At 69.7% G+C, this 19,589-nt stretch carries 15 protein-coding genes and 1 tRNA gene; 4 read left to right on the forward strand and 12 right to left on the reverse strand.

The features are described 5' to 3' along the window. Positions 1-22: 22 nt before the first annotated feature. Both CVS47_RS10880 and CVS47_RS10885 read right to left on the reverse strand, forming a co-directional pair. Entirely contained in the window at positions 23-1,810 is a 1,788-nt protein-coding gene (locus tag CVS47_RS10880; RefSeq protein WP_127096098.1) for a DUF2075 domain-containing protein, read from the reverse strand. Then, complete coding sequence (locus tag CVS47_RS10885) at positions 1,797-2,117, reverse strand: nucleotide pyrophosphohydrolase (protein WP_127096099.1); 321 nt, start codon at positions 2,115-2,117, stop codon at positions 1,797-1,799. The genes CVS47_RS10880 and CVS47_RS10885 overlap by 14 nt, the downstream gene beginning before the upstream one ends. 393 nt (positions 2,118-2,510) lie before the next feature. Here CVS47_RS10885 and CVS47_RS10890 point away from each other — a divergent pair, with 393 nt between their 5' ends. Then, positions 2,511-3,641, forward strand: a complete 1,131-nt coding sequence (locus CVS47_RS10890; RefSeq protein WP_127096100.1) for a tyrosine-type recombinase/integrase — start codon at positions 2,511-2,513, stop codon at positions 3,639-3,641. A gap of 208 nt (positions 3,642-3,849) precedes the next feature. Here CVS47_RS10890 and CVS47_RS10895 read toward each other — a convergent pair. From CVS47_RS10895 to CVS47_RS10910, 4 genes are all read right to left on the reverse strand, one after another. Next, positions 3,850-3,921 (reverse strand) — tRNA-Arg (locus tag CVS47_RS10895). A 58-nt stretch (positions 3,922-3,979) separates the two neighbouring features. Next, entirely contained in the window at positions 3,980-4,309 is a 330-nt protein-coding gene (locus CVS47_RS10900) for a DUF7882 family protein (protein ID WP_127096101.1), read from the reverse strand. A gap of 121 nt (positions 4,310-4,430) precedes the next feature. Next, complete coding sequence (locus CVS47_RS10905) at positions 4,431-5,375, reverse strand: helix-turn-helix transcriptional regulator (RefSeq protein ID WP_241240121.1); 945 nt, start codon at positions 5,373-5,375, stop codon at positions 4,431-4,433. Beyond that, positions 5,368-5,559, reverse strand: a complete 192-nt coding sequence (locus tag CVS47_RS10910; RefSeq protein WP_127096102.1) for a hypothetical protein — start codon at positions 5,557-5,559, stop codon at positions 5,368-5,370. The genes CVS47_RS10905 and CVS47_RS10910 overlap by 8 nt, the downstream gene beginning before the upstream one ends. A gap of 152 nt (positions 5,560-5,711) precedes the next feature. Between CVS47_RS10910 and CVS47_RS10915 the strand changes: the two genes are divergently transcribed. Continuing rightward, positions 5,712-8,414: a hypothetical protein gene (locus CVS47_RS10915; protein ID WP_127096103.1), complete on the forward strand. Its 2,703-nt coding sequence runs from the start codon at positions 5,712-5,714 to the stop codon at positions 8,412-8,414. A gap of 173 nt (positions 8,415-8,587) precedes the next feature. Here the strand turns inward: CVS47_RS10915 and CVS47_RS10925 are convergent, their stop codons facing one another. From CVS47_RS10925 to CVS47_RS10940, 4 genes are all read right to left on the reverse strand, one after another. Beyond that, entirely contained in the window at positions 8,588-9,142 is a 555-nt protein-coding gene (locus tag CVS47_RS10925; protein WP_127096104.1) for an SOUL family heme-binding protein, read from the reverse strand. A gap of 109 nt (positions 9,143-9,251) precedes the next feature. Next, positions 9,252-12,833 (reverse strand): error-prone DNA polymerase, encoded by a 3,582-nt coding sequence (locus CVS47_RS10930; protein WP_127096105.1) that lies wholly within the window; start codon positions 12,831-12,833, stop codon positions 9,252-9,254. A 204-nt stretch (positions 12,834-13,037) separates the two neighbouring features. Continuing rightward, on the reverse strand, positions 13,038-14,597 hold the full coding sequence (locus CVS47_RS10935; RefSeq protein ID WP_241240122.1) for a DNA polymerase Y family protein: 1,560 nt from the start codon (positions 14,595-14,597) through the stop codon (positions 13,038-13,040). Between the two features lie 369 nt (positions 14,598-14,966). Next, positions 14,967-15,725, reverse strand: a complete 759-nt coding sequence (locus CVS47_RS10940) for a hypothetical protein (protein ID WP_241240123.1) — start codon at positions 15,723-15,725, stop codon at positions 14,967-14,969. Positions 15,726-16,498: 773 nt separating this feature from the next. Here CVS47_RS10940 and msrB point away from each other — a divergent pair. Both msrB and msrA read left to right on the forward strand, forming a co-directional pair. Next, positions 16,499-16,981, forward strand: a complete 483-nt coding sequence (msrB, locus tag CVS47_RS10950; RefSeq protein ID WP_127096107.1) for a peptide-methionine (R)-S-oxide reductase MsrB — start codon at positions 16,499-16,501, stop codon at positions 16,979-16,981. Further along, on the forward strand, positions 16,978-17,538 hold the full coding sequence (gene msrA, locus CVS47_RS10955; RefSeq protein WP_127096108.1) for a peptide-methionine (S)-S-oxide reductase MsrA: 561 nt from the start codon (positions 16,978-16,980) through the stop codon (positions 17,536-17,538). Before msrB ends, msrA begins: the two co-directional genes overlap by 4 nt. Before the next feature lie 53 nt (positions 17,539-17,591). Here msrA and CVS47_RS10960 read toward each other — a convergent pair whose 3' ends face one another. Continuing rightward, positions 17,592-18,089, reverse strand: coding sequence for an HNH endonuclease (locus CVS47_RS10960; protein WP_127096109.1), 498 nt, complete (start codon positions 18,087-18,089; stop codon positions 17,592-17,594). A gap of 369 nt (positions 18,090-18,458) precedes the next feature. After that, positions 18,459-19,391 carry a M23 family metallopeptidase gene (locus CVS47_RS10965; RefSeq protein WP_127096110.1) on the reverse strand — a complete coding sequence of 311 codons (933 nt, stop codon included), beginning with the start codon at positions 19,389-19,391 and terminating at the stop codon, positions 18,459-18,461. Positions 19,392-19,589: the final 198 nt, after the last annotated feature.

Here is a 19,589-nt window from a genome sequence, read left to right on the forward strand (position 1 = left end):
CTTGGCGAAGACCTCTGCTGCCTCAGGACGTGCGCTCCGTGCGCCCGCCAGAAACAGAGGTGGGCGAAATTCGCGCCGTGGTGGCGCCAAGCACCGATGCAACATAGGCGCGCAGGTCAGGATCACAGACGTAAATGAAGGTCCCCAGCATCCCACGCGTCAGCAGCACTCCATAGATGTTGCGAATGTATTGGAGCAGGTCGTCGTCGGTGAAAGCGATCCCAAGACGCGGGTTGTTCTCGCTGCCCTTCTTATCGCGGTAAGAATCCCGGTCGAGGAGGAGCTGACCTGAGGAGGGGTCGAACCTCAGATCGGGACCAATAATCACGCCCGCGTAGTTGAGGTCATAGCCCTGCACCGTGTGGATCGAGCCGACTTCCTGAAGCGATCCAGGTGAACTGATCCAGTCGGTATCCTTGCTGTTCCATCGCAGCGAGACACCGTCGAGCACGATGTCGTATGCGTCGGCATCCTTCTTGCTGACCCAGTCCCACGCATAGCCGGCGACAAGTCGGGCAAGACCGCGGGACGCATCCTGGGCGAAGATCGCGCGGCGCATGGCGCCGACGTCGTCGAAGAAACGCAGATCATACTCACCGAAGTCGGGGCGGGCATTTGCATCCGCTTCACCACGGAGCATCTGGCGGATGAAGTCGACATAGTCAGTGCCGGCGCGGACACGCATCTGAGTCGTGAGTGGATATCGACGGTGCTGGGCCTCAGCGACCTCGAGCTCTCGGCGAAGGACGGAATCCGGCAGGTCGGCCGGGCGTACGCTCTGCTCACGATCGACGAGCAACAGTTGATGGCGACTCTTGGCCTTCATCCAGTCGAGTTGAGTTTTCGCGTGGTCATCAGCGCCGAAGAGTTTCTCGTTAATGCGCTGATAGTCGAGGTTGCGCATTCCGGACGATTGGTTGGCCCGTCGGTTCAGCCGGTGTGTCTCGTCGACGATGAGGAGGTCGTAGTCGCCATCGCCGAGTCCGACGTCCCACGGCGACAGAACCATCGACGGGTGCAGCTTCGGCGTCTTCTTGAAGACCCGTCTGATCGACTCTCGTAGCGATTGCTGAGGCACGACCAGACCCATCCGGAAGCCATCGAGTAGTGCGCGGTGTTCGGGCACGAACAACTCCGAGAAGATCGAGTCAAGCTGAACATCGTCCAAATCGTCGTAGTCGCGAATGTCCGCCAGGAGCTTGAGCAGGAAAATCCCGATGATGGTCTTGCCAGTGCCCGGCTGCCCCTGGATGACGGCCGTCGACCCGATGTCGGCCGCAAGATCGACGAACAGGCCCTCGAGGATATCCTCGACCGCGATCGCCTGATCAGGCGTCAGTGCCTTGAACGGCGACAACTTGAAGAGGTCGCCGTTCTCGATCTCGGGGATGCTGCGATCGAAGATGCCTTCCGTCCGCAGTTGTTCGAAGATGTCGCGGAACGATTCCCGGTAGAGGTCGCGGTCGTAGTACGCGGCGTCGATGATGCCCTCGTTGCCGTTGAGGACCGTGAATCGACCGTCGCCGGCGAGCCAGCGAATCAGGTGTGACTCGAGGTCGAGGCACGCGGACTTGTTGAACGTGTCATCGATGACGACGCGGATCGTGCTCAGCCCCGATTTCGACGGCGAAGCCAGGTGCTGTCGCATGCGGGCGACCGTGTTGACGGTCTCGCCGACGTAGACCGATGACTGCGCCCCGTCGTCCAGCACGTACACCACGGGCCAGTTGGAGAATCGCTTGTCAATCCGCGCCAGTCCGGCGATCGCCCTAGCGTCGAAGCCGAGCTTCTCAACGCTAAAGGGCGTCATACTTGACGCTCTTCCCTCGCGCCCTGTCCACCGGATACTTGGCCGCGGAAATGCGGAGCTTGTCGAGCACAATGGCGTCCAGATCCACTCCGAGGCGGTCCGCGAGCAAAACGCAGTATGTTAGGACGTCGGCCAGCTCTCCAGCCACGCGACCGGGATCGGCGTCGTCGGTCCACTGGAAGCACTCCAACAGCTCGCCGGCCTCGATTGAAATGCTCTTCGCGAGGTTCGCGTCGGAGTGGAATTGGTCCCACTCTCTCTCCTCGGAGAACTCCCGGATCGCTTGCCGCGTCTCATCGTTGACCACGATGCGAAGCTATCAGCCTCGAGGTGAGCGGCTCGACATCAGCGACAGTCATGAGTAGCTGCGCAGGAGCGGCTGAGCTTCAGAGAATGGGCCATCGCACCGACATTTGACTCACCCAACGAGCGAACAACAGCGGAGAGCAGGGACCGTGAAATAGCGCACGACCCGAGCACAGCGGAGGACCAAGCCTATGTCTCGAAAGCCCCGGGAGCGGAGCCGTGCCCGCTCGCTCGACTCAGCGTCGGAGGGAGGCAATCCGCGTCCCGCCACCGACGCATGACGACGTCCTCCATCATCTATCCACATCTCTCATCGGCTGCGTTGACGACACCTCACCGATGTCGGACAGTGGGGGCGAGATTGACCGGCAAGCCGGCACGAGCGGAGGTCGAAATGGGCAGCGTCACCCCATACGAAACGGCCAAGGGCCGCCGCTACCGCGTGCGCTACCGGAAGCCCGATCGCACCGAAGCGGAGAAGCGCGGCTTCACGACCATGCGTGAAGCGAAGCTCTACCTGTCGATGGTGACAGTGTCGAAGTCGAAGGGGGAGTACATCGACCCGTCCTCGTCACGGGTTCCGGTCCGGATGTTCGCGGATAGTTGGCTGCGATCCAAGCAGCCGCCGATGTCGAAGCCCTCCTACTACACGACGCTCGAGCGGGCGTGGCACAACCACGTTGCGCCGGTGTGGGCCGAGCGCGAGATCTCCTCCATTCGTCGCTCCGAAGTCCAAGACTGGGTGTCAGACCTTGCGACTCAGAAGTCGCGGACGGTCGTCCTTCGCGCGCTCGGGATCCTGGCCGGCATCCTCGATGTCGCGATCGACGATCGTCGGCTTGCCGGTAATCCGGCACGGCATGTGCGCAACCTTCCGCGGCATGGGCCGGGCAAGCGTCGCGTGTATCTCACGCACGACCAGGTGGCGACGCTGGCGGCGTGCTCGGCGCACCCGACGCTCATCCTGACGCTCGCGTACACAGGGCTGCGCTGGGGCGAGGCTACAGGGCTCCGGGTCCGCAGCGTGAACCGGCTGCGCCGACGCTTCGTCATCGAGGAGAACGCGGTGATGATCGCCTACGAGATCCACGTTGGTACACCGAAGACGCACGAGAAGCGCTCCGTCCCCTACCCCGCCCGTCTGGTTCCGATGATCGAGCAGGCGTGCGCCGGCAAGGGACCGGAGGGACTGCTGTTCGGCGACGGGGTCAAGCACATGCGCAACTCGGGCTCGCAGGGGTGGTTCGCAAATGCGGTGCGGCGTGCGCAGGAGTTCGATCCATCGATTCCGCGACTGACCCCTCACGACCTTCGCCACACGGCGGCGTCGCTCGCCATCAGCTCGGGCGCGAACGTGAAGGCCGTGCAGCGGATGCTCGGCCATGCGTCCGCGGCGATGACGTTGGACACCTACGCCGATCTCTTCGAAGACGACCTGGATGAAGTCGCGACGCGCCTGAACGACCAGATGCCGTTGGTGGCTCTTCCGTCGGGTCCGCAGACCCGCTACGCGCGACCCCGGTGACCTCACAGAGCAGATTGCTCAGTTTTCGACGAGACACACCGCGCCTGAAACGCTCGGTTTTGGCGTTCTGAGAGGTCCTCTGCAGGCCGTTGCAGACGGCTGTTTTCGGCGTGCCGAACTCATAGAATGCGGGCAAAAAGCGGGCAAAAACGTCTTTTGCGTGGCCTGACCACAGAAGGAATTCCAGGTCAGAGGCGAAAAAAGGCTGTGCCCCTGGAGGGACTCGAACCCCCAACCGTTTCCTTAGGACGGAACTGCTCTTCCATTGAGCTACAGAGGCTGGCGCGTCGAGTCTACCGGCGCCGAGCGACGGGAGCCCGCGGCATCCGTCTCTGGAACTAGCCCTCGGCCTGCTCGGAGGCGGTCGTGCCGTTGGCGGGTTCTCGCACCATGACGAGGCCCGAGGCGGAGTTCGCGGTCATGAGTAGCGCCTCGACCCACTTCGGGTTGATCTGCGGCACCCGGCTGCCGTGGAACTTGAACTGCAGCGACGCGCCGGAGTGCACCCAGACGGTCGTGCGGCCTCCCCCGGTGCTGATGTCGTCGGCCCACGTGAAGTAGAACGGCTCGCCGCGACGCAGCTTGTTGCCGACGACGATCTGCAGGTGCATGAGCGTGCGGTCTTCGATCTCGACCCGCGTGGATCCGTCGTACACGAACCTGCCCATGCCCGCCCTTCCTGGTGGAACATCCAGGGTGCACGGATGCTGCGCCACACGCCGCGGAAAGGTGCGCTGAGCGCAGTCACTATGCAGAAAGCGAACTAGTCAACTCAACCGCTTCCGCGCGTCACACGCCCCGCGCGGTGACCTGGGGATTTCGTCCGTACTCGTCGCGGTAGTACTTCGCGAACCGCGACGCGTCGGCGAAGCCCCAGCGCAGGGCGACGTCTCTCACGGGCACCCCCGGACGCGCGGCGAGCTCGTCGTGCGCGCCCGACAGCCGCACCTTGCGGAGGTACGCGGTCGGGGTCATTCCGAGAGCCCGGCGGAAGGCGAGCTGCAGCCCTCGTGTGGAGATGCCGGCCGCCTGGGCGACGTCGTCGACGGTGATCGCCGCATCCGCGTTGTCGGTGATGAAGGCGACCGCCCGGCGGACGGCGACGGGCGCGGCACGGGTCTGCGCGACGTGGTCGCCGGCGTGCAGGATCGAGGTAGAGAAGGCCATCAGCGTCGAGACGAGCGCGGTGCGATGCAGCTCCGCCTCCACGAGCGAGGTCTCCGCCTCCGCGGCGGCCGCCGTCGCCAGGCTCGAGCGCACGTACCGGTAGGTGTTCTCCCACTGCGCCGCCCAGGCTCCACTGCGCACCTCCGGATCGTCGACGCGGAGCACGAGCCGGTCGTCACCGGTCAGGGTGCGGGCCGTGGTGGCCGCAGCATCCCGATCGAAGACGAAGGCACGCACCTGAGCGGTGCCGCTCCAGGTCGCCGCGATCGGACGATCGGCGAAGAGCCACGGCTGCGAGGCGTCGAGGTTCCTGCGGGTCGACCAGACGCGTCCGTCGGGGGTGTCGACACGGCAGGCCAGGAGCTTGTCTGACGGCACGACTTCGGAGTGCACGGTCGCCGTGAGCTCGTAGCCGACGAGCGAGAAGCCGGGCATCGACGCCGACGCCCAGGAGAACGAGAACGTGCGCGGATCCACTCGCTGCAGGCGCGCCGAAGGGACGAACTTCCGCCAGGTCTCCTCCACCGCCTTCGCACCTGTGGCGTAGAGGCGCAGGACCTCAGCCACGACGCAAGAGCGTTCGCATCCAGTCGGCGAGGCGGGCGGTGTGACGGTCAGTGAACTCGTTGGAGAGCCGGAACGCTTCAGCGGTCACGTCGCCGCCGTTCTTGATGGCCTCCAACGCTCGCAGCGCGCGCTCCTCCTGCGTCTCCACCCGGAAGTGGTCGAGCGGATCAGCGGACTGCGGCACCCCTCCAATATAAATCCCGGTTCTCGCCGATGCGTCATCGGGCGACGCAGGAGAGCGGATGCTGCGCCATCCCCTGCCGGGGACGTATCACCGGCCGCGGCCTGTCCTCCTCGCTGACGACCGATACCCCGCTCCCAGGCTGAAGGAATGTCATGTCCGACCTCGTCTACACCTCGCCCTTGATCCGTGACCTGATCGTCGTCGATGCGGAGGTGGAGCGGATCTGCACGACCTACCGGGGCACCGGGCCGGTCTTCCTCCTCGCGCGCGAGGTGCGGCTCGCGCAGAACCTGCGGATCACGACGTGCCCGCTCGTCATCGTCGCCGACGTGTTCGACGGCGCGGGCTTCACGATCGACGCCTCCGGCGTTGCGGCTCCGAGTTCCGGGCGCAACGGCGACGACGGGGTGCCGCTCCCCATGTCGCAGATGTACTCGCCGGACGGCCGCCCGATCGCCGGCGGATCGTCCGGCCAGGGCGGTGGTGCCGGGCTCGACGGCGGCAACGGACAGAGCGTCACGATCTACGCGCGTCACACGGTGAATGTCAGCGTCACGACCGCCGGCGGTGCAGCGTCCAACGGCGGCAGTGGCGGCAACGGCACCGCCGGTGCGAGCGGAGCGATGATCGCCGAGCACACCGAGCAGCGCGACCTCACGCCCGGGGATCCGTACGACTTCGAGTTCGAAGACGTGGTGATCCCCGAGCAGATCATTCCGGGAACACCCGGCGGAAACGGCGGCTGGGGCGGGAACGGCGGATCCGGCGGCAGCGGCGGCAGCGTCATGCTGACGTCGTTGTCGGACGGCACCGAGCCGGTGCTCGCGGTCGCCGGCGGCGCGGCTGGCGGCGGGGGCTACGGAGGGTCGGCCGGCCCGGACGGAGCGGTCTGCGACGCCGCGGCATCCCCCGGCGAGAACGGCGCCCCCGGTGCCTGGGGCGCCGACGGGGCCGTGGTGCGCACGACGGTGTCGGAGGAGGACTTCGTCGCGGGACTCCGCCCGCTGCTCGACTCGACCGGCCCGTCGTGGGCCAACTACTGGGCGCCGTTCCGCATCGCCATGGGCGACTGGCACTACCACCGCTTCACCCCGAGCGCCGCCGAGCCCGGAGACGCCGGAGAGCTCGCGGCGCTCGAGCTGCAGCGCGGCCTCGAGCTGCAGCCCGACAACGGCGTCGCCCTGCAGCTGCGCGAGCAGATGGTCGGCGTCCCCCGCGACGGCGGCGACGGTGCGCGCGCGTGGGTCGGTGGCGCGGCGAACGCGGTCGGACTGTCGCCGCAGCTCGACATCCTGCCCGACTTCCCGACCTACATCGATGCCTTCCAGGGGTTCGTGCCCCTGGCATCCGCGTTCCTCTTCTCCGGCATCGACGACGTGCTGCAGGCGGGCACAAAGGAGGCGCTGGCCGGGATGGTGCGCGAGCAGCAGAAGGCTGTCGACCTCGCGCGCGACCGGTTCGAGAAGGACGTGAGCATCGGGACGTCGGAGAGGGACATCGCCGCCAAGGAGGCGGAGTTCATCCAGCAGCAGCTCGACCAGGCGACCACCGACATCACGGACGCTATGGCGAAGATGAAGGACACCCCGTTCCGCTTCGGCGACATCATCGGCACCGTCGCAGCCGTCGCGGGAGCCGTCGCCGGTGTCATCGCGGCGATCCCGACGCTCGGAGCGAGCCTCGTGGCGGCGGTGCCGGCGATGGTCAGCCTTGTCAGCACCGTGACGGCGCAGGCCGAGCCGATCGCCAAGGCGCTGCTGGCGGGCACTCCGGCCGACACGAAGCAGGTCGAGGAGGCCTACAAGAAGGTGGGCAAGAGCGTCGACGCGGTGATCGGGGCGGGCAAGACGATCGTGAACTTCGTCACCCTCGTGCAGAACCTGACGACCGCGCCTGGCGCCGACAACGCCGAGCAGATCGCGCTCGTGCGCCGGGGCGCGGAGCTCGCCCACCAGCTGCTGATCGCGCAGAACCGGGTGGCGCTCGCCGACCAGCGGATCGCAGCGGCGCAGTCGCAGGCGGCTCGCGCCGCGGAGCTGGTGCAGCAGGCGGGCGCCCTCGCCGACGGCGTGCAGCTCGATGCCGCGGGGGTGCGCCAGGTCGGACTGCTCGCGATCCGCATCGCCGGCGCGAACGCGGAGGCCCTGAACAGCATGGCGTTCCGCGCGGCGCGCGCAGTGGAGATCCTCACGCTCGAGCCGCAGGCCGAGAACATCGCACTCGACGCCGGCATGCTCAGCCCCGAGGTCTGGCAGCGCTACTCCGAGGACGCGATCACCCCCACCGAGCTGGCCGGCCTGCTGACGGCGTCCTGGGGTCGCATGCTCCAGCCGATCGGCATGCAGCAGGACTACCTCGCCTACTTCCAGCAGCGCCACGATCAGGACGTGCTGACCCGGATCTACCGGCCCGCCGACCCCGAGTTCCGGTCGCTGCTGTCGACGGGGCGCTTCACCTTCGAGGTGGATGCTGCAGCCCTCCCCTCCGGGCGCGCGGACGCCAAGACGCGCAGCGTGCGCCTGGCGCTCGTCGGCGCCGATCACCCGAGCGGCGGGATCTCGTGCGAGGTGCGGCACGGCGGAGCGTATTCACAGCGGCGGCAGAGCGGTGAGATCGACGTGCAGCTGCTCGAGCCGCAGATCAGCACGCGGCGCGCGCAGTTCACCCGGCTCACCGCCGAGAACGAGTCGATCGCGGACGTGCCGCTGACCGCGCCGCTGTCGCTGCGGTTCTGGGGTCGCGGCATCGGCGGGGAGTGGGGCGTGTCGGTCGTCGGCGCGCAGGAGAACGCTGGGATCGACCTGTCGGGCCTGACGGAGATCCAGGTGGAGATCCGCTATCAGTTCGTCCGGTGAGGCTGCACGGTCGTCGAGCTTCTCGCTCGGCGGGCCGCGCTCGGCGGGCCGCGCTCGGCGGGCGGCCCCGGCAGGCGGCGCTCGGCGGGCGGCGCTCGGCGGGCGGCGCTCGGCCGATAGCGCTCTGCGCTCGGCCGGTGGCGGGATGCTCGGCTGGCTCGGCGAGCGGGGTGTCACTCGGCGACGTCGATCAAGACCTCGTTGCGGCGGAGGAACCACGGCTTGTACGGCGGATCGAAGCGGGCGAAGCGCGGCTCCCCCGTCACGGTGAGGCCGGCCGCGCGGACGGCGGCGAGGAGCTCGGCCCGGTGCTCGCGCCACGACTCCTCCTTCCACCGTCCGGAGAACGTCGTGACGGCGACGAGCTGCGCGGGCACGGTGCGGATGTGCACCTCGGGCGCGGTCGGCTCGGGGGCGTCGGCCTCGGTCATGCCGGCGGGCAGGACGAACGCGACGGCGTAGCCGTCCTTGCCGCTCGACTGCACCACGGGGGCGGTCATCGCGATCTTCTGCGACGACGACTGCACCACCGGTGCGGTCATCGCGATCTTCTGCGTCACCCGGTTGGCTCCGCTGATGTATCCGAACAGGGGGCGGAACGCCCGGTTCCCGGCATCCTCGAAGTCGACGTCCGTGACGATCGTCTCGGCGACGACGTGCTCGGGGTACCGGCGCAGCTCCCACCCCTCCTCGGCGCGGATCACCTCGTATGGTTGCTGCTCGGTCATGGCACGAGGCTACGCCCGCTGCCAGGCGCGGGCTCCGGTCGTGCTGAGGACGCAGCATCCGTTCTCTGTGGATCTCCGGTGGTCGCGGCATCCGTCATCGGACCATCCGTCATCGGAAGTCGCGGGACTGGTGCGTCAGCCCCACCCGGAGATCATCGATCTGGTCGGCGACGATGTTGATCACCCCCTCGACAGAGCGCTCGAGGATGCCGCGCACGATCAGAGCAGGCGAATCGCGGACGACCCGGCGGTACCGGGTCCACACCCCGACCGAGCAGATGACGTTCATGAGCCCCTGCTCGTCTTCGAGGTTGAGGAAGGTGAGCCCGGATGCCGTCGCCGGGCGCTGCCGGTGGGTGACGAGTCCGGCGACCTCGACCCTCCGGCCGGGCTCGTGGGAACGCAGCTCGCGGGAGACGAGCACGCCGCGGGCGTCGAGTCCGGAGCGGTAGTGGGTCATCGGGTGGTCGTCGGTGGAGACCCCCGTGGCCCAGAGGTCGGCGGCGAGACGCTCGTAGCTCGTGGGATCGGCGAACAGAGGGGGCTGCACGGAGACCATCGAGTCGGGGAGGAACTCGACGCGGTCCTGCGAGGCGGAGCCGGCGAGCCAGATCGCCTCGCGACGGCTGATGCCGAGGCTGTCGAACACTCCGGCGGTGGCGAGCGCCTCGATGTGGGCGGTGGTGACCCCGGTGCGGCGGACGAGGTCGCGCAGGTCGCGGTAGTCGCCGTTTGCCCGGCGCTCTGTGACGATGCGGGTGGCGATCGTCTCGCCGATGCCCTTGATCGCGGCGAGGCCGAGGCGCACGGCGAAGCGTCCGTCGCGGCGATGGGCCTCGGACACGTCGGGCTCGGTGATGTCGAACTCGCCCGTGGGCGGCTGGCGCCGGTGGGTGCAGGCGTCGAGGCCGGTCGGGGGGAGCGTGAAGGGGCCGGGACGTCTCGACTCGTCGGGCTCGCTCGACGGGTCGGTGGTGCCGGGGCGTTTCGCCTCGTCGGGCTCGCTCGACGGTCGGGTGGGATCGGGGCGTTTCGGCTCGTCGGGCTCGCTCGACGGTCGGGTGGGATCGGGGGCGGGCGGGACCACCGGTTCGAGGGAGGGCTCGACGGAGCTCGCATGGAGGTCGGGGCGGCGCACCTCCACGCCGTGCCGGCGGGCGTCGGCGGTGAGCGTCGCCGGGGAGTAGAAGCCCATCGGCTGCGCGCGCAGCAGTCCGGCGAGGAACGCCGCCGGATAGTGCAGCTTGATCCACGAGCTGGCGTAGACGAGCAGCCCGAACGACAGCGAGTGCGACTCGGCGAACCCGAAGTTCGCGAACGCCTTGATCTTCGTGTAGATCGCGTCGGCGTCCTCGCCGACGAGCCCGTTCGAAGCCATCCCCTCATACAGCTTCTTCTTGAGCGAGTCGATCCGCTCGATCCCCCGCTTCGAGCCCATCGCCCGGCGGAGGAGGTCGGCATCCTCTCCGGTCACTCCCCCGACGGCGACGGCCATCTGCATGAGCTGCTCCTGGAAGACCGGCACGCCGAGGGTGCGCTCCAGCACCGGCTCCAGCTTCGGGTGCGGGTAGGTCACCGACTCCTGTCCGAGCTTGCGGCGGACGAACGGATGCACTGCGCCGCCCTGGATCGGACCGGGACGGATCAGCGCGATCTCCACGACGAGGTCGTAGTACTTCCGCGGCTGCAGGCGCGGCAGCAGCCCCATCTGCGCGCGCGACTCGACCTGGAACACGCCGATCGAGTCCGCCCGGCACAGCATGTCGTAGACCGCCTTCTCCTCCTTCGGCAGCGTCGAGAGCTCCCACTCCTCCCCCGTCGCGCCGCGGATGAGATCGAAGCAGTACTGCAGGGCAGCCAGCATCCCGAGCCCGAGGAGGTCGAATTTGACCAGGCCCATCCAGGCGGCGTCGTCTTTGTCCCACTGGATGACGGTGCGCTCGTCCATGCGGGCGTGCTCGATCGGCACCACCTCCCCCACCGGGCGGTCAGTGAGCACCATCCCCCCGGAGTGGATGCCGAGGTGCCGCGGGGCCTTCAGCAGCTCGGTGGCGTACTCGATCACCTGGTCGGGGATGTTGTGGTCGGGACCGGACTCGAGCTTCGCGCCCCACCCCTCGATCTGTTTCGACCAGGCGTCCTGCTGTCCGGGCGAGTGTCCGAGCGCCTTGGCCATGTCGCGGACGGCGTTCTTCGGCCGGTACTGGATGACGTTCGCGACCTGCGCCGCCCGCTCGCGCCCGTAGCGGCGGTACACCCACTGGATGATCTCCTCGCGCCGGTCGGAGTCGAAGTCGACGTCGATGTCGGGCTCCTCGTCGCGCAGGCTCGACAGGAACCGCTCGAACGGCAGCTGGTAGGCGATCGAGTCGACGGCCGTGATGTCGAGCAGGTAGCAGACGGCGCTGTTGGCCGCGGACCCGCGACCCTGACACAGGATGCCGCGGCGCCGGGCTTCCTGGACGATGTCGTAGACGATCAGGAAGTAACCCGGGAAGTCCTTCATTTCGATGACGCCGAGCTCCTTCTCGATGCGGGCGCGGTCGTCGTCGGTGGCGTCGGGATACTTGCGGGGCACCGCCTCCCACACGATCTGGCGGAGGTAGGACATCGGCGTGTGCCCCTCGGGCACCTCCTGCTTGGGCAGGGCGGGGCGGGCGCGGCGCAGCGGGAAGGCCAGCTCGTCGGCGAGGGTCACCGTGCGGGCGACGGCTCCGGGGTAGCGGGCGAAGCGGGCCTGCATCTCGGCGCCGGAGCGCAGGTGCGCGCCGGCGTGGACGGGGAGCCAGCCGTCGAGCTCGTCGAGTCCGCGGTTGGCGCGCACCGCGGCGACAGCGGCGGCGAGGTGCTGACGCTCGGGCGCGGCGTAGTGGACGTTGTTCGTCGCGATGATGGGGAGGCGCCTCTCGGCGGCGAGCGCGACCAGCACGTCGTTGGCTCGGGAGTCGAGCGGGTCGCCGTGGTCGATGAGCTCGACGTGCACCGCGTCTCGTCCGAAGAGGTCGACGAGGTGGTCGAGCTCGCGGGCGGCGGCGTCGATTCCGGATGCGGTGATGCCCCGGCCCGCGCCGGCCAGGGCGCGGCGGACGGCTCCCTTGCGGCATCCGGTCAGCACCGCCCAGTGCGGATCGGCGGGTCCGCCCGCCTGGGCCGCGAGCTCCTCGAGGTCGTAGCGCGGGCGACCCTTCTCGGCGCCCTGCAGCTGGGCATGGGTGATGGCGCCGGCGAGGCGGTGGTAGCCCTCCTCGCCGCGGGCGAGCACGAGCAGGTGCGCGCCGACCGGGTCGGCCTCGCCGTTCTGCGGCGCGGGCAGCTCGAGTGACAGCTCGGCGCCGAACACCGTCTTCAGCTGGAGCGCCTCGGCCGCCTCGGCGAAGCGGACGATGCCGTAGAAGCCGTCGTGGTCGGTGACGGCCAGGGCGTGCAGGCCGAGGCGCTCGGCCTCTTCGGCGAGATCTTCCGGGGAGGAGGCGCCGTCGAGGAAGGAGTAGGAGGAGTGCGCGTGCAGCTCGGCGTAGGGCACGACGTCGTCGGGGCGCGGGATCTCGGGTGCGATGTACGCCCCGCGCTTGCGCGACCATGCCGGGCTGTCGCCGCCGTCGGCCCCGGCGGGCACGACACCCGGGCGGCGGCGGTCGCTGAGCAGCCGCTCCATCTCGGACCACGGGACGCTCGGGTTGTTGAAGCCCATCAGCGTGCTCCGGGGCGCGGGGTGCTGTGCGGGCTGTGCGGGCTGGGCGGGCTGGGCGGGCTCGGCGCAGAGCTGTTCGGGCTGTGCGGGCTCGCCGCAGAGCTGTTCGGGCTGTGCGGGCTCGACGGGCTGTGCGGGCTCGCCACAGAGCTGTTCGTGCTTTGGGGCCGACGCGGTCGGCGCTCGGGCCTCCTCGGCGCAGGCTCAGTCATAGCGCGCCTCCGCCTGCCACCGGTCGTCTTCCCACACGAGCAGCCACGCGATCTGGTCGGTGTCGACGACCTGAAATCGGTGCGCGCGACGGGAGCGCGCAGCATCCCATCCCCTCTCCATCACCGGCCACGGACCCGCCCACGCCGTCACGCCGCGGCGCCGCCCGCTCTCGACGAACATCGCGGGCGCGTCGCTGAGCTCCCCGCGCTCGCCGACGCCGATCGGCAGGCCGTCGGCGCCGGTGACCCGCACGTCGCGCGGATCGGGGAACACCGTCGTCGGCAGCGGGTCGGGCAGGCTCCCCGGCCAGGGGCGGGCGCGCTCCTTGGCGAGCACGACCCGGTCGCCCCACGGCACCTGCACCTGCCGCTCGGCGAGCCAGCGGCCTCCCCCGATCGCGGAGGTGACCACGCCGCGATGGCCGAGCATCGCCTGCACGCGCGAGAGGGCGTGATGCACGCGCTCCTCCGGTCCGGAGCCGAAGATCGCCGGCGTGTGGTGGGACGCGGCATCCACCGCCTCCGGCTCGATGCGTACGAGGGCGACGCCGCTCGCAAGACCTCCCTCGCCCTGCGCCTCGCCCAGCTGCCAGCGCACCCGGTCGACGACGGCCGCGGCGTCGAAGGACGCGGGGTGCAGCCACACCCGCTCCGATCGCTCACCGCGGTCGCCGGTGAGCTCCACGCGCAGCTCGGTGCAAACGAGGTCGTGGGCGCCGAGGCGGGTGAGGAATTCCTCCGCGGCGATGCGCATGCCGAACGCGATCTGGTCGGCGATCTCGAGCGGCGGCTCGAACGCCACCTCGCGGTGGAGCTCGGGCGGCGGGGTGCGGGGCTGGACGGGGTGGGAGTCCTGGCCGGCGGCGAGGGCGTGCAGGCGGAGTCCGCGGTCGCCGAACCGCTCGCGCACCCGGTCGCGCTCGAGGCCGGCGAAGTCGCCGAGGGTCTGCACGCCGAGGCGGGCGAGGAGACCCACGAGGTCGTCGGTCGCGCCCCACGCCGCCCACACGTCGCCGAGGACCGTGACGGGAAGGCGGGCGAGGAAGGATGCCGCGGCTCCCGGGTCGATCACACTGACCGGGTCGTCGGGGCCGGTGCCGAAGCGGGCGGCCTGCTCGGCGGTGAAGGGTCCGTCGGCGACACCCGCGCGAACGCCCTCGAGTCCGTGTGCGGTGAGGACCTGGCGCAGCACCTGCGCCGCGCTGGCCTCTCCTCCGTAGTAGCGCGCCGGTCCGCGGGCGCGGAGCGCGCAGAGCCCTGGTCGCACGATCTGCACGCCGGGCGCCTGCTCCTCCACGGCGGAGACGACCGGGCTGAAGGCCCGCGCGTCGCGCGCCGGGTCGGACGGCACGATGGTCAGCCCCGGGCACGCCGCCTGGGCGTCACGGCGCCGCTGACCGCGGCGCACGCCCTCCGCCCGCGCCGCAGCCGAGCAGGCGACGACGAGATTGCGCTCGACGACGGCGATCGGCTCGTCGAGCCCGTAGGCGGACGGGCCGGTGCCGGTGTCGCGCAGCAGCGCGGTGACCGGCCAGTCGGGGAACCACAGCACCAGACTCCGGACCGGCTGAGCCGTGCCGGGAGGGAGAGCCTCGGCGGGTGGGGCAGGTTGAGGAGGCGCCGCCGGGCGGGGTGCCGCCGGTGCGCGGGGTGCCGGTGCGCGGGGTGCCGGTGCGCGGGGGCCGCCGGGCGGGGTGCCGCCGGGTGAGGGGCCGCCGGGCGGGGCTCCGCGGGGCGAGGTTCCGCCGGGCGGGGCGCCGCCGGGCGCGGGGCCGGTGCGGCCGGGCGGGGGCCCGGCGGGCGGGGGCCCGGCGGGCGGGATGCCGGGCGGGATGCCGGTGCCGCAGCATCCGTCTCCCCTGTCGCCGTGTCGTGCAGCGCCCGGAAGTCGAGCATCTGCGTGGAGCGTGCGTCTGCCATGTCAGCCCGCCGCCCTCACCTCGAGGTGCTCCCGCTCCGTGCCCGACCGGTCGATCGAGGTGATCGGCGCGCTCTGCCGGTCGGACTCGCGCAGAGTCGACACCGTGCCGTCGGCGGCGGGAAGCAGCATCCGGGACTTCCTGGGCACCGGCCAGCGACGACTCGACGCGGTGACCGTCAGCGCGCGGCCGGCGAGGTAGCCGAAGCCGTCGCCGAGGCCCGACCACTCGGGCTCGCTGACCGTGAGCGTGGCCTCGGCCTGGGGCCACGGACCCTGGACGAGCAGCACCGCTCCGCGATCGCGCAGCCGCGCGGCGAGACGCGACACCTCGGTGCCCATCGGACGCCCCTGCGGACGCACCGCCACGATCGGCAGCACGTCGGCCACGGTCGCCGCCACGGCCAGCCACCGCTCACCCGGATCGGGCACCATCACGAGTCGTTCGAGGTCGACGCCGATGCGCTCGGCCGCTTCGGCGCCCAGTTCGGGCATGCCGATGACGCCACACCACGATCCCTCCTGCGAGGGCCGGGCCAGGAGCGCGAGCAGCAGCGAAGTCGAGGACGGCAGCGAATACGCCGCCCCCGGACGCAGCCCGCCGCCCGGCAGCAGCTCGGCCAGGGCAGGATGGGTGGGCAGCACCGGGGCGTCGAGCCGAAGGCCCTGCGCCTTCTCCATCTGCGCGCGGAGCCGATGGACGGCCTCCAGGTCGGCGCGCACGTCGCTCAGAATCGTGCTGTCCCGCATGACGACCTCCATCCGGCAAGACTAGAACAGATGTTCTATGACTTCCACCTGATGTGAGGCTACAACGGCGCTCCGACATCGTCTTTCGGCGCTATTCCGAGCTTATGTTCGATTCTGCAGAATCTCCTCGGTCGAGGCGATCCGCACGAACCCACCCGCCTGCAGCACGAGGGCGGACGTGGCCATCAGTTCCTCCGCCGTCCGCGTCACCGTCCGACGCCGGAGATCTCGGCCGTGAGGTCGAACGTGCGCGTCGCATCGAGCACCACCGTCACGTCGTAGCCGAGGTTGCCCGCCATCCGCGCCGTCGTCTCGACGCACGCGGCGGCGTCTGGAACTCCACGGATCGGATGCTGCAGCCGCCGTCCTCCGGCGGATACCTGCCATTCCGGTGCGGATCCGTGGAGTTCGGCCCGCGGCATCCGTCACTGGCGGCGGCACCGTGCCGCTCGCCGCGGGACCGCCTCGCTCGCGGCTGGACCGAGCCGCAGCATCCGCTCACCTGACGCAAGAGGCGGCAACGCCGGCGCCATTCCCGCAGTTCGCGTAACCTCACCAGACGCCGCCCACCCAGCATCCGCTTCACCTGACGCAAGGTGCGGCAACGGCCGCGCCCCACCCACACCACGCGTCACCCGAACCCACAGACCATCACCCGAACCCGCCGACCACCCACCACCACCACCCGAACTCACACCCCGCTCCCAGCTTCGCGGGACCAATCCGACCGGCTCGTGCGTTCTGAATACAAGACGCGGCAGCCGGCCGCGGCGACAGGAGGAATCGTGACCACCACCGACTACGGCAAGACCCCCGAGGCCCTCGCGCGCCTCACCCCGAACCAGTACCGCGTGACCCAGGAGGACGCCACCGAGCCGGCGTTCCGCAACGAGTACTGGGACAACCACGAGCCCGGCATCTACGTCGATGTCGTGTCGGGACAGCCCCTGTTCTCCTCGACCGACAAGTACGACAGCCGGTCCGGGTGGCCGAGCTTCACCAAGCCGATCGAGCCGTCCGCGGTCACCGAGAAGACCGACCGCACGCTCTGGATGAAGCGCACCGAAGTGCGCTCCGCCGGCGCCGACAGCCACCTGGGGCACGTCTTCGACGACGGACCCCAGGATGCCGGCGGCCTGCGCTACTGCATGAACTCCGCCGCGATGCGGTTCATCCCCCTCTCGCAGCTGGAGGACCAGGGCTACGGTGAATACCGCGCCCTCTTCCCCGGCAGCACCGACACGACCTCGAAGGAGAACGCCTCATGACCAGTGGACCCACCGACACCGGAGAGATCACCCGCACCCCCGGCACCGAGACCGCGGTCCTCGCGGGCGGCTGCTTCTGGGGCATGGAAGACCTGATCCGCAAGGAGCCCGGCGTGCTGAAGACGCGCGTCGGCTACATCGGCGGCACGAACGATCACGCCACCTACCGCAACCACCCCGGCCACGCCGAGGCGCTGGAGATCGTGTTCGACCCGACCCAGACGTCGTACCGCGACATCCTGGCGTACTTCTTCCAGATCCACGATCCGTCGACCCTGAACCGTCAGGGCAACGACATCGGCACGAGCTACCGGTCGGCCATCTTCCCGCTCACCCCCGAGCAGGAGCAGGTCGCCCGCGACACCATCGCCGACGTCGACGCGTCGGGACTCTGGCCCGGAAAGGCCGTCACCACGATCGAGCCCGCCGGTCCGTTCTGGGAGGCCGAGCCCGAGCACCAGGACTACCTGCAGGTCTACCCCCACGGATACACCTGCCACTTCCCCCGCAAGGGATGGGTGCTTCCGAAGCGGGATGCTGCGGCCACCGCCGTCTGATCCGCACCGCGTGACGGAGCCGTCCCGACGAGAGTCGGGGCGGCTTCGCTGCGTTAAGCCGCCAGCTCCAGATACGGGCTCCAGCACGGGTCGGCCTTCTCGGTGCCCCGCACGGTCCACTGCGCACCGCGCGGCGGCCGCGGGATGAGCCGCAGCTCCCAGTGCATCTCCTGCGGGGTGCGGTCGCCCTTGACGTTGTTGCACCGCAGGCAGCACGCGACGAGGTTCTCCCACGAGTCCGCGCCGCCACGGGAGCGGGGCAGGATGTGGTCGATGGTCGACGCGGTCTTGCCGCAGTACCCGCAGCGGTTGCCGTCGCGTCGCAGCACGCCGCGTCGGGTGACGGGGATATGTCTGCCTCCCGGAACCCGTACGTACCGCGTCAGCAGGATCACGGCCGGACGTTCCCAGGAGCCGTGCGCGCTCCAGATCGGTTCGCCGTCGACGTTCTCCACGACGGTGGCCTTCTCATTCATCACGAGCACGAGCGCCCGCTTGAACGACACGACGGCGAGCGGTTCGTAGCCCGCGTTGAGCACCAGAGTGCGCATTCCTCATCCTCTCGAAACGCCCGGGACGGCTTCCCGGGATTCGACGTCGGACGATTCGAGCCGCGCAGAGGTATGAAAAAAGACGCTGTCTACAGACAGCGCCTCAGCGCCACGGCATGACCGTGACGGTTCTCCACACGATGCCGAAGGACCAGCAGGCCGAGCGCATCCATGGTTCGGATGCGTGGTGTGCTGCCCATCGGCGCCCTCCGCTTCTCTCAGCGTCCGGGACCAGGCTAAACCACACTCCCGCCACCGCGGGTCGCGCGAGGTGAACGCATGAGGGCGTGTCGACGAACGGAACCCGTCGCCGCACGCACCGCGGCCGCCGTCCCGGAGGACGACGGCCGCAGGTGCTGTGCAGCAGGATCAGCCGGCGTTGGCCTCGAGCCAAGCCCACGGGTCGACGACCGACCCGTTGATGTGGACCTCGAAGTGCACGTGGTTGGCCGTGGAGCTTCCGGTCGAGCCGACGAAGCCGATGAGCTGTCCGGCGGTGACGTAGTCGCCGACCTGCACCTGGCGGGTTCCGTAGGTCATGTGGCCGTAGAGCGTGGCCACGTTCTGCCCGCCGATGACGTGCTGGATCTCGACGGCGACGCCGTAGCCGTAGTAGCCCTCGGACGAGACGCTGACCACACCGGATGCGGCGGCGTACAGCGGGGTCATGGCCGGGGCGAGGAGGTCGACGCCCTGGTGGTAGCCGGAGTCCCAGAGGCCGCGGCCCTTGGTGAAGTTGAGGATCGGCCAGCGCACCTCGCCGCTTCCGGGCGAGACCATCGAGACATTGACGGGCACGGACGCGGCGCCGGACGACCGGCTGGCCGAGGCGGCGGCGGCAGCCGCAGCGGTGGCTTCGGCGGCGAGGCGCGCGCGCTCTGCGGCGGCCTCCTCGGCCTTCTTCTTCTCGATCTCCTCGGAGGTCGTGGCCGCGTAGCTGTCGCGGGTGATCGTCGCGGCGGTGGCGTCGGAGCCGACGACCAGCGTCTGCGCATCGTCGACCGCGGCCTGCTGCAGCGTCATCGTCTCCGCCGCCGGACGCCAGGCGCCGTAGGCGGGCAGGGCGACGGTGGCCACGAGACCGGCGACCATCGTGAAGATCACGAGGCTGCGGACGGGAGTGCCCGTGCGACGCGGCTTGGCGGGGCGGGATGCCGCGGGCCGGTCGACCGCGGTGGTCGTGCGCGTGATGCGTCCGGCCTTGCGGCGGGGCGCGACGGCTGCACGGTCGCGGGATCTGCGCGTGAGACTCGTCGTGTCGTCCTCGGGCGTGGTCGCCGACGAATCGATCTCTTCAGCCAAACTGTCCTCCGGCGCCTGCGCGCCGAAGGCGCTGGCTCGTCGACATGTCCGTCAGGGGCGGGTGAGTACGCGCGGACGACGAGCCAGAGAGGCAATCCGCACGGTGTCCTCAGGCGTGCTTCTCGCCCGGGAACTCTCCGAGGCTACCCGAAGGTAACGAATATGTCACGCTGACGCGGTTGTGCAGGGGGTTGCGCA

It is taken from the genome of Microbacterium lemovicicum, assembly GCF_003991875.1.
In the GTDB taxonomy this organism is placed as follows: Bacteria; Actinomycetota; Actinomycetes; order Actinomycetales; family Microbacteriaceae; genus Microbacterium; species Microbacterium lemovicicum.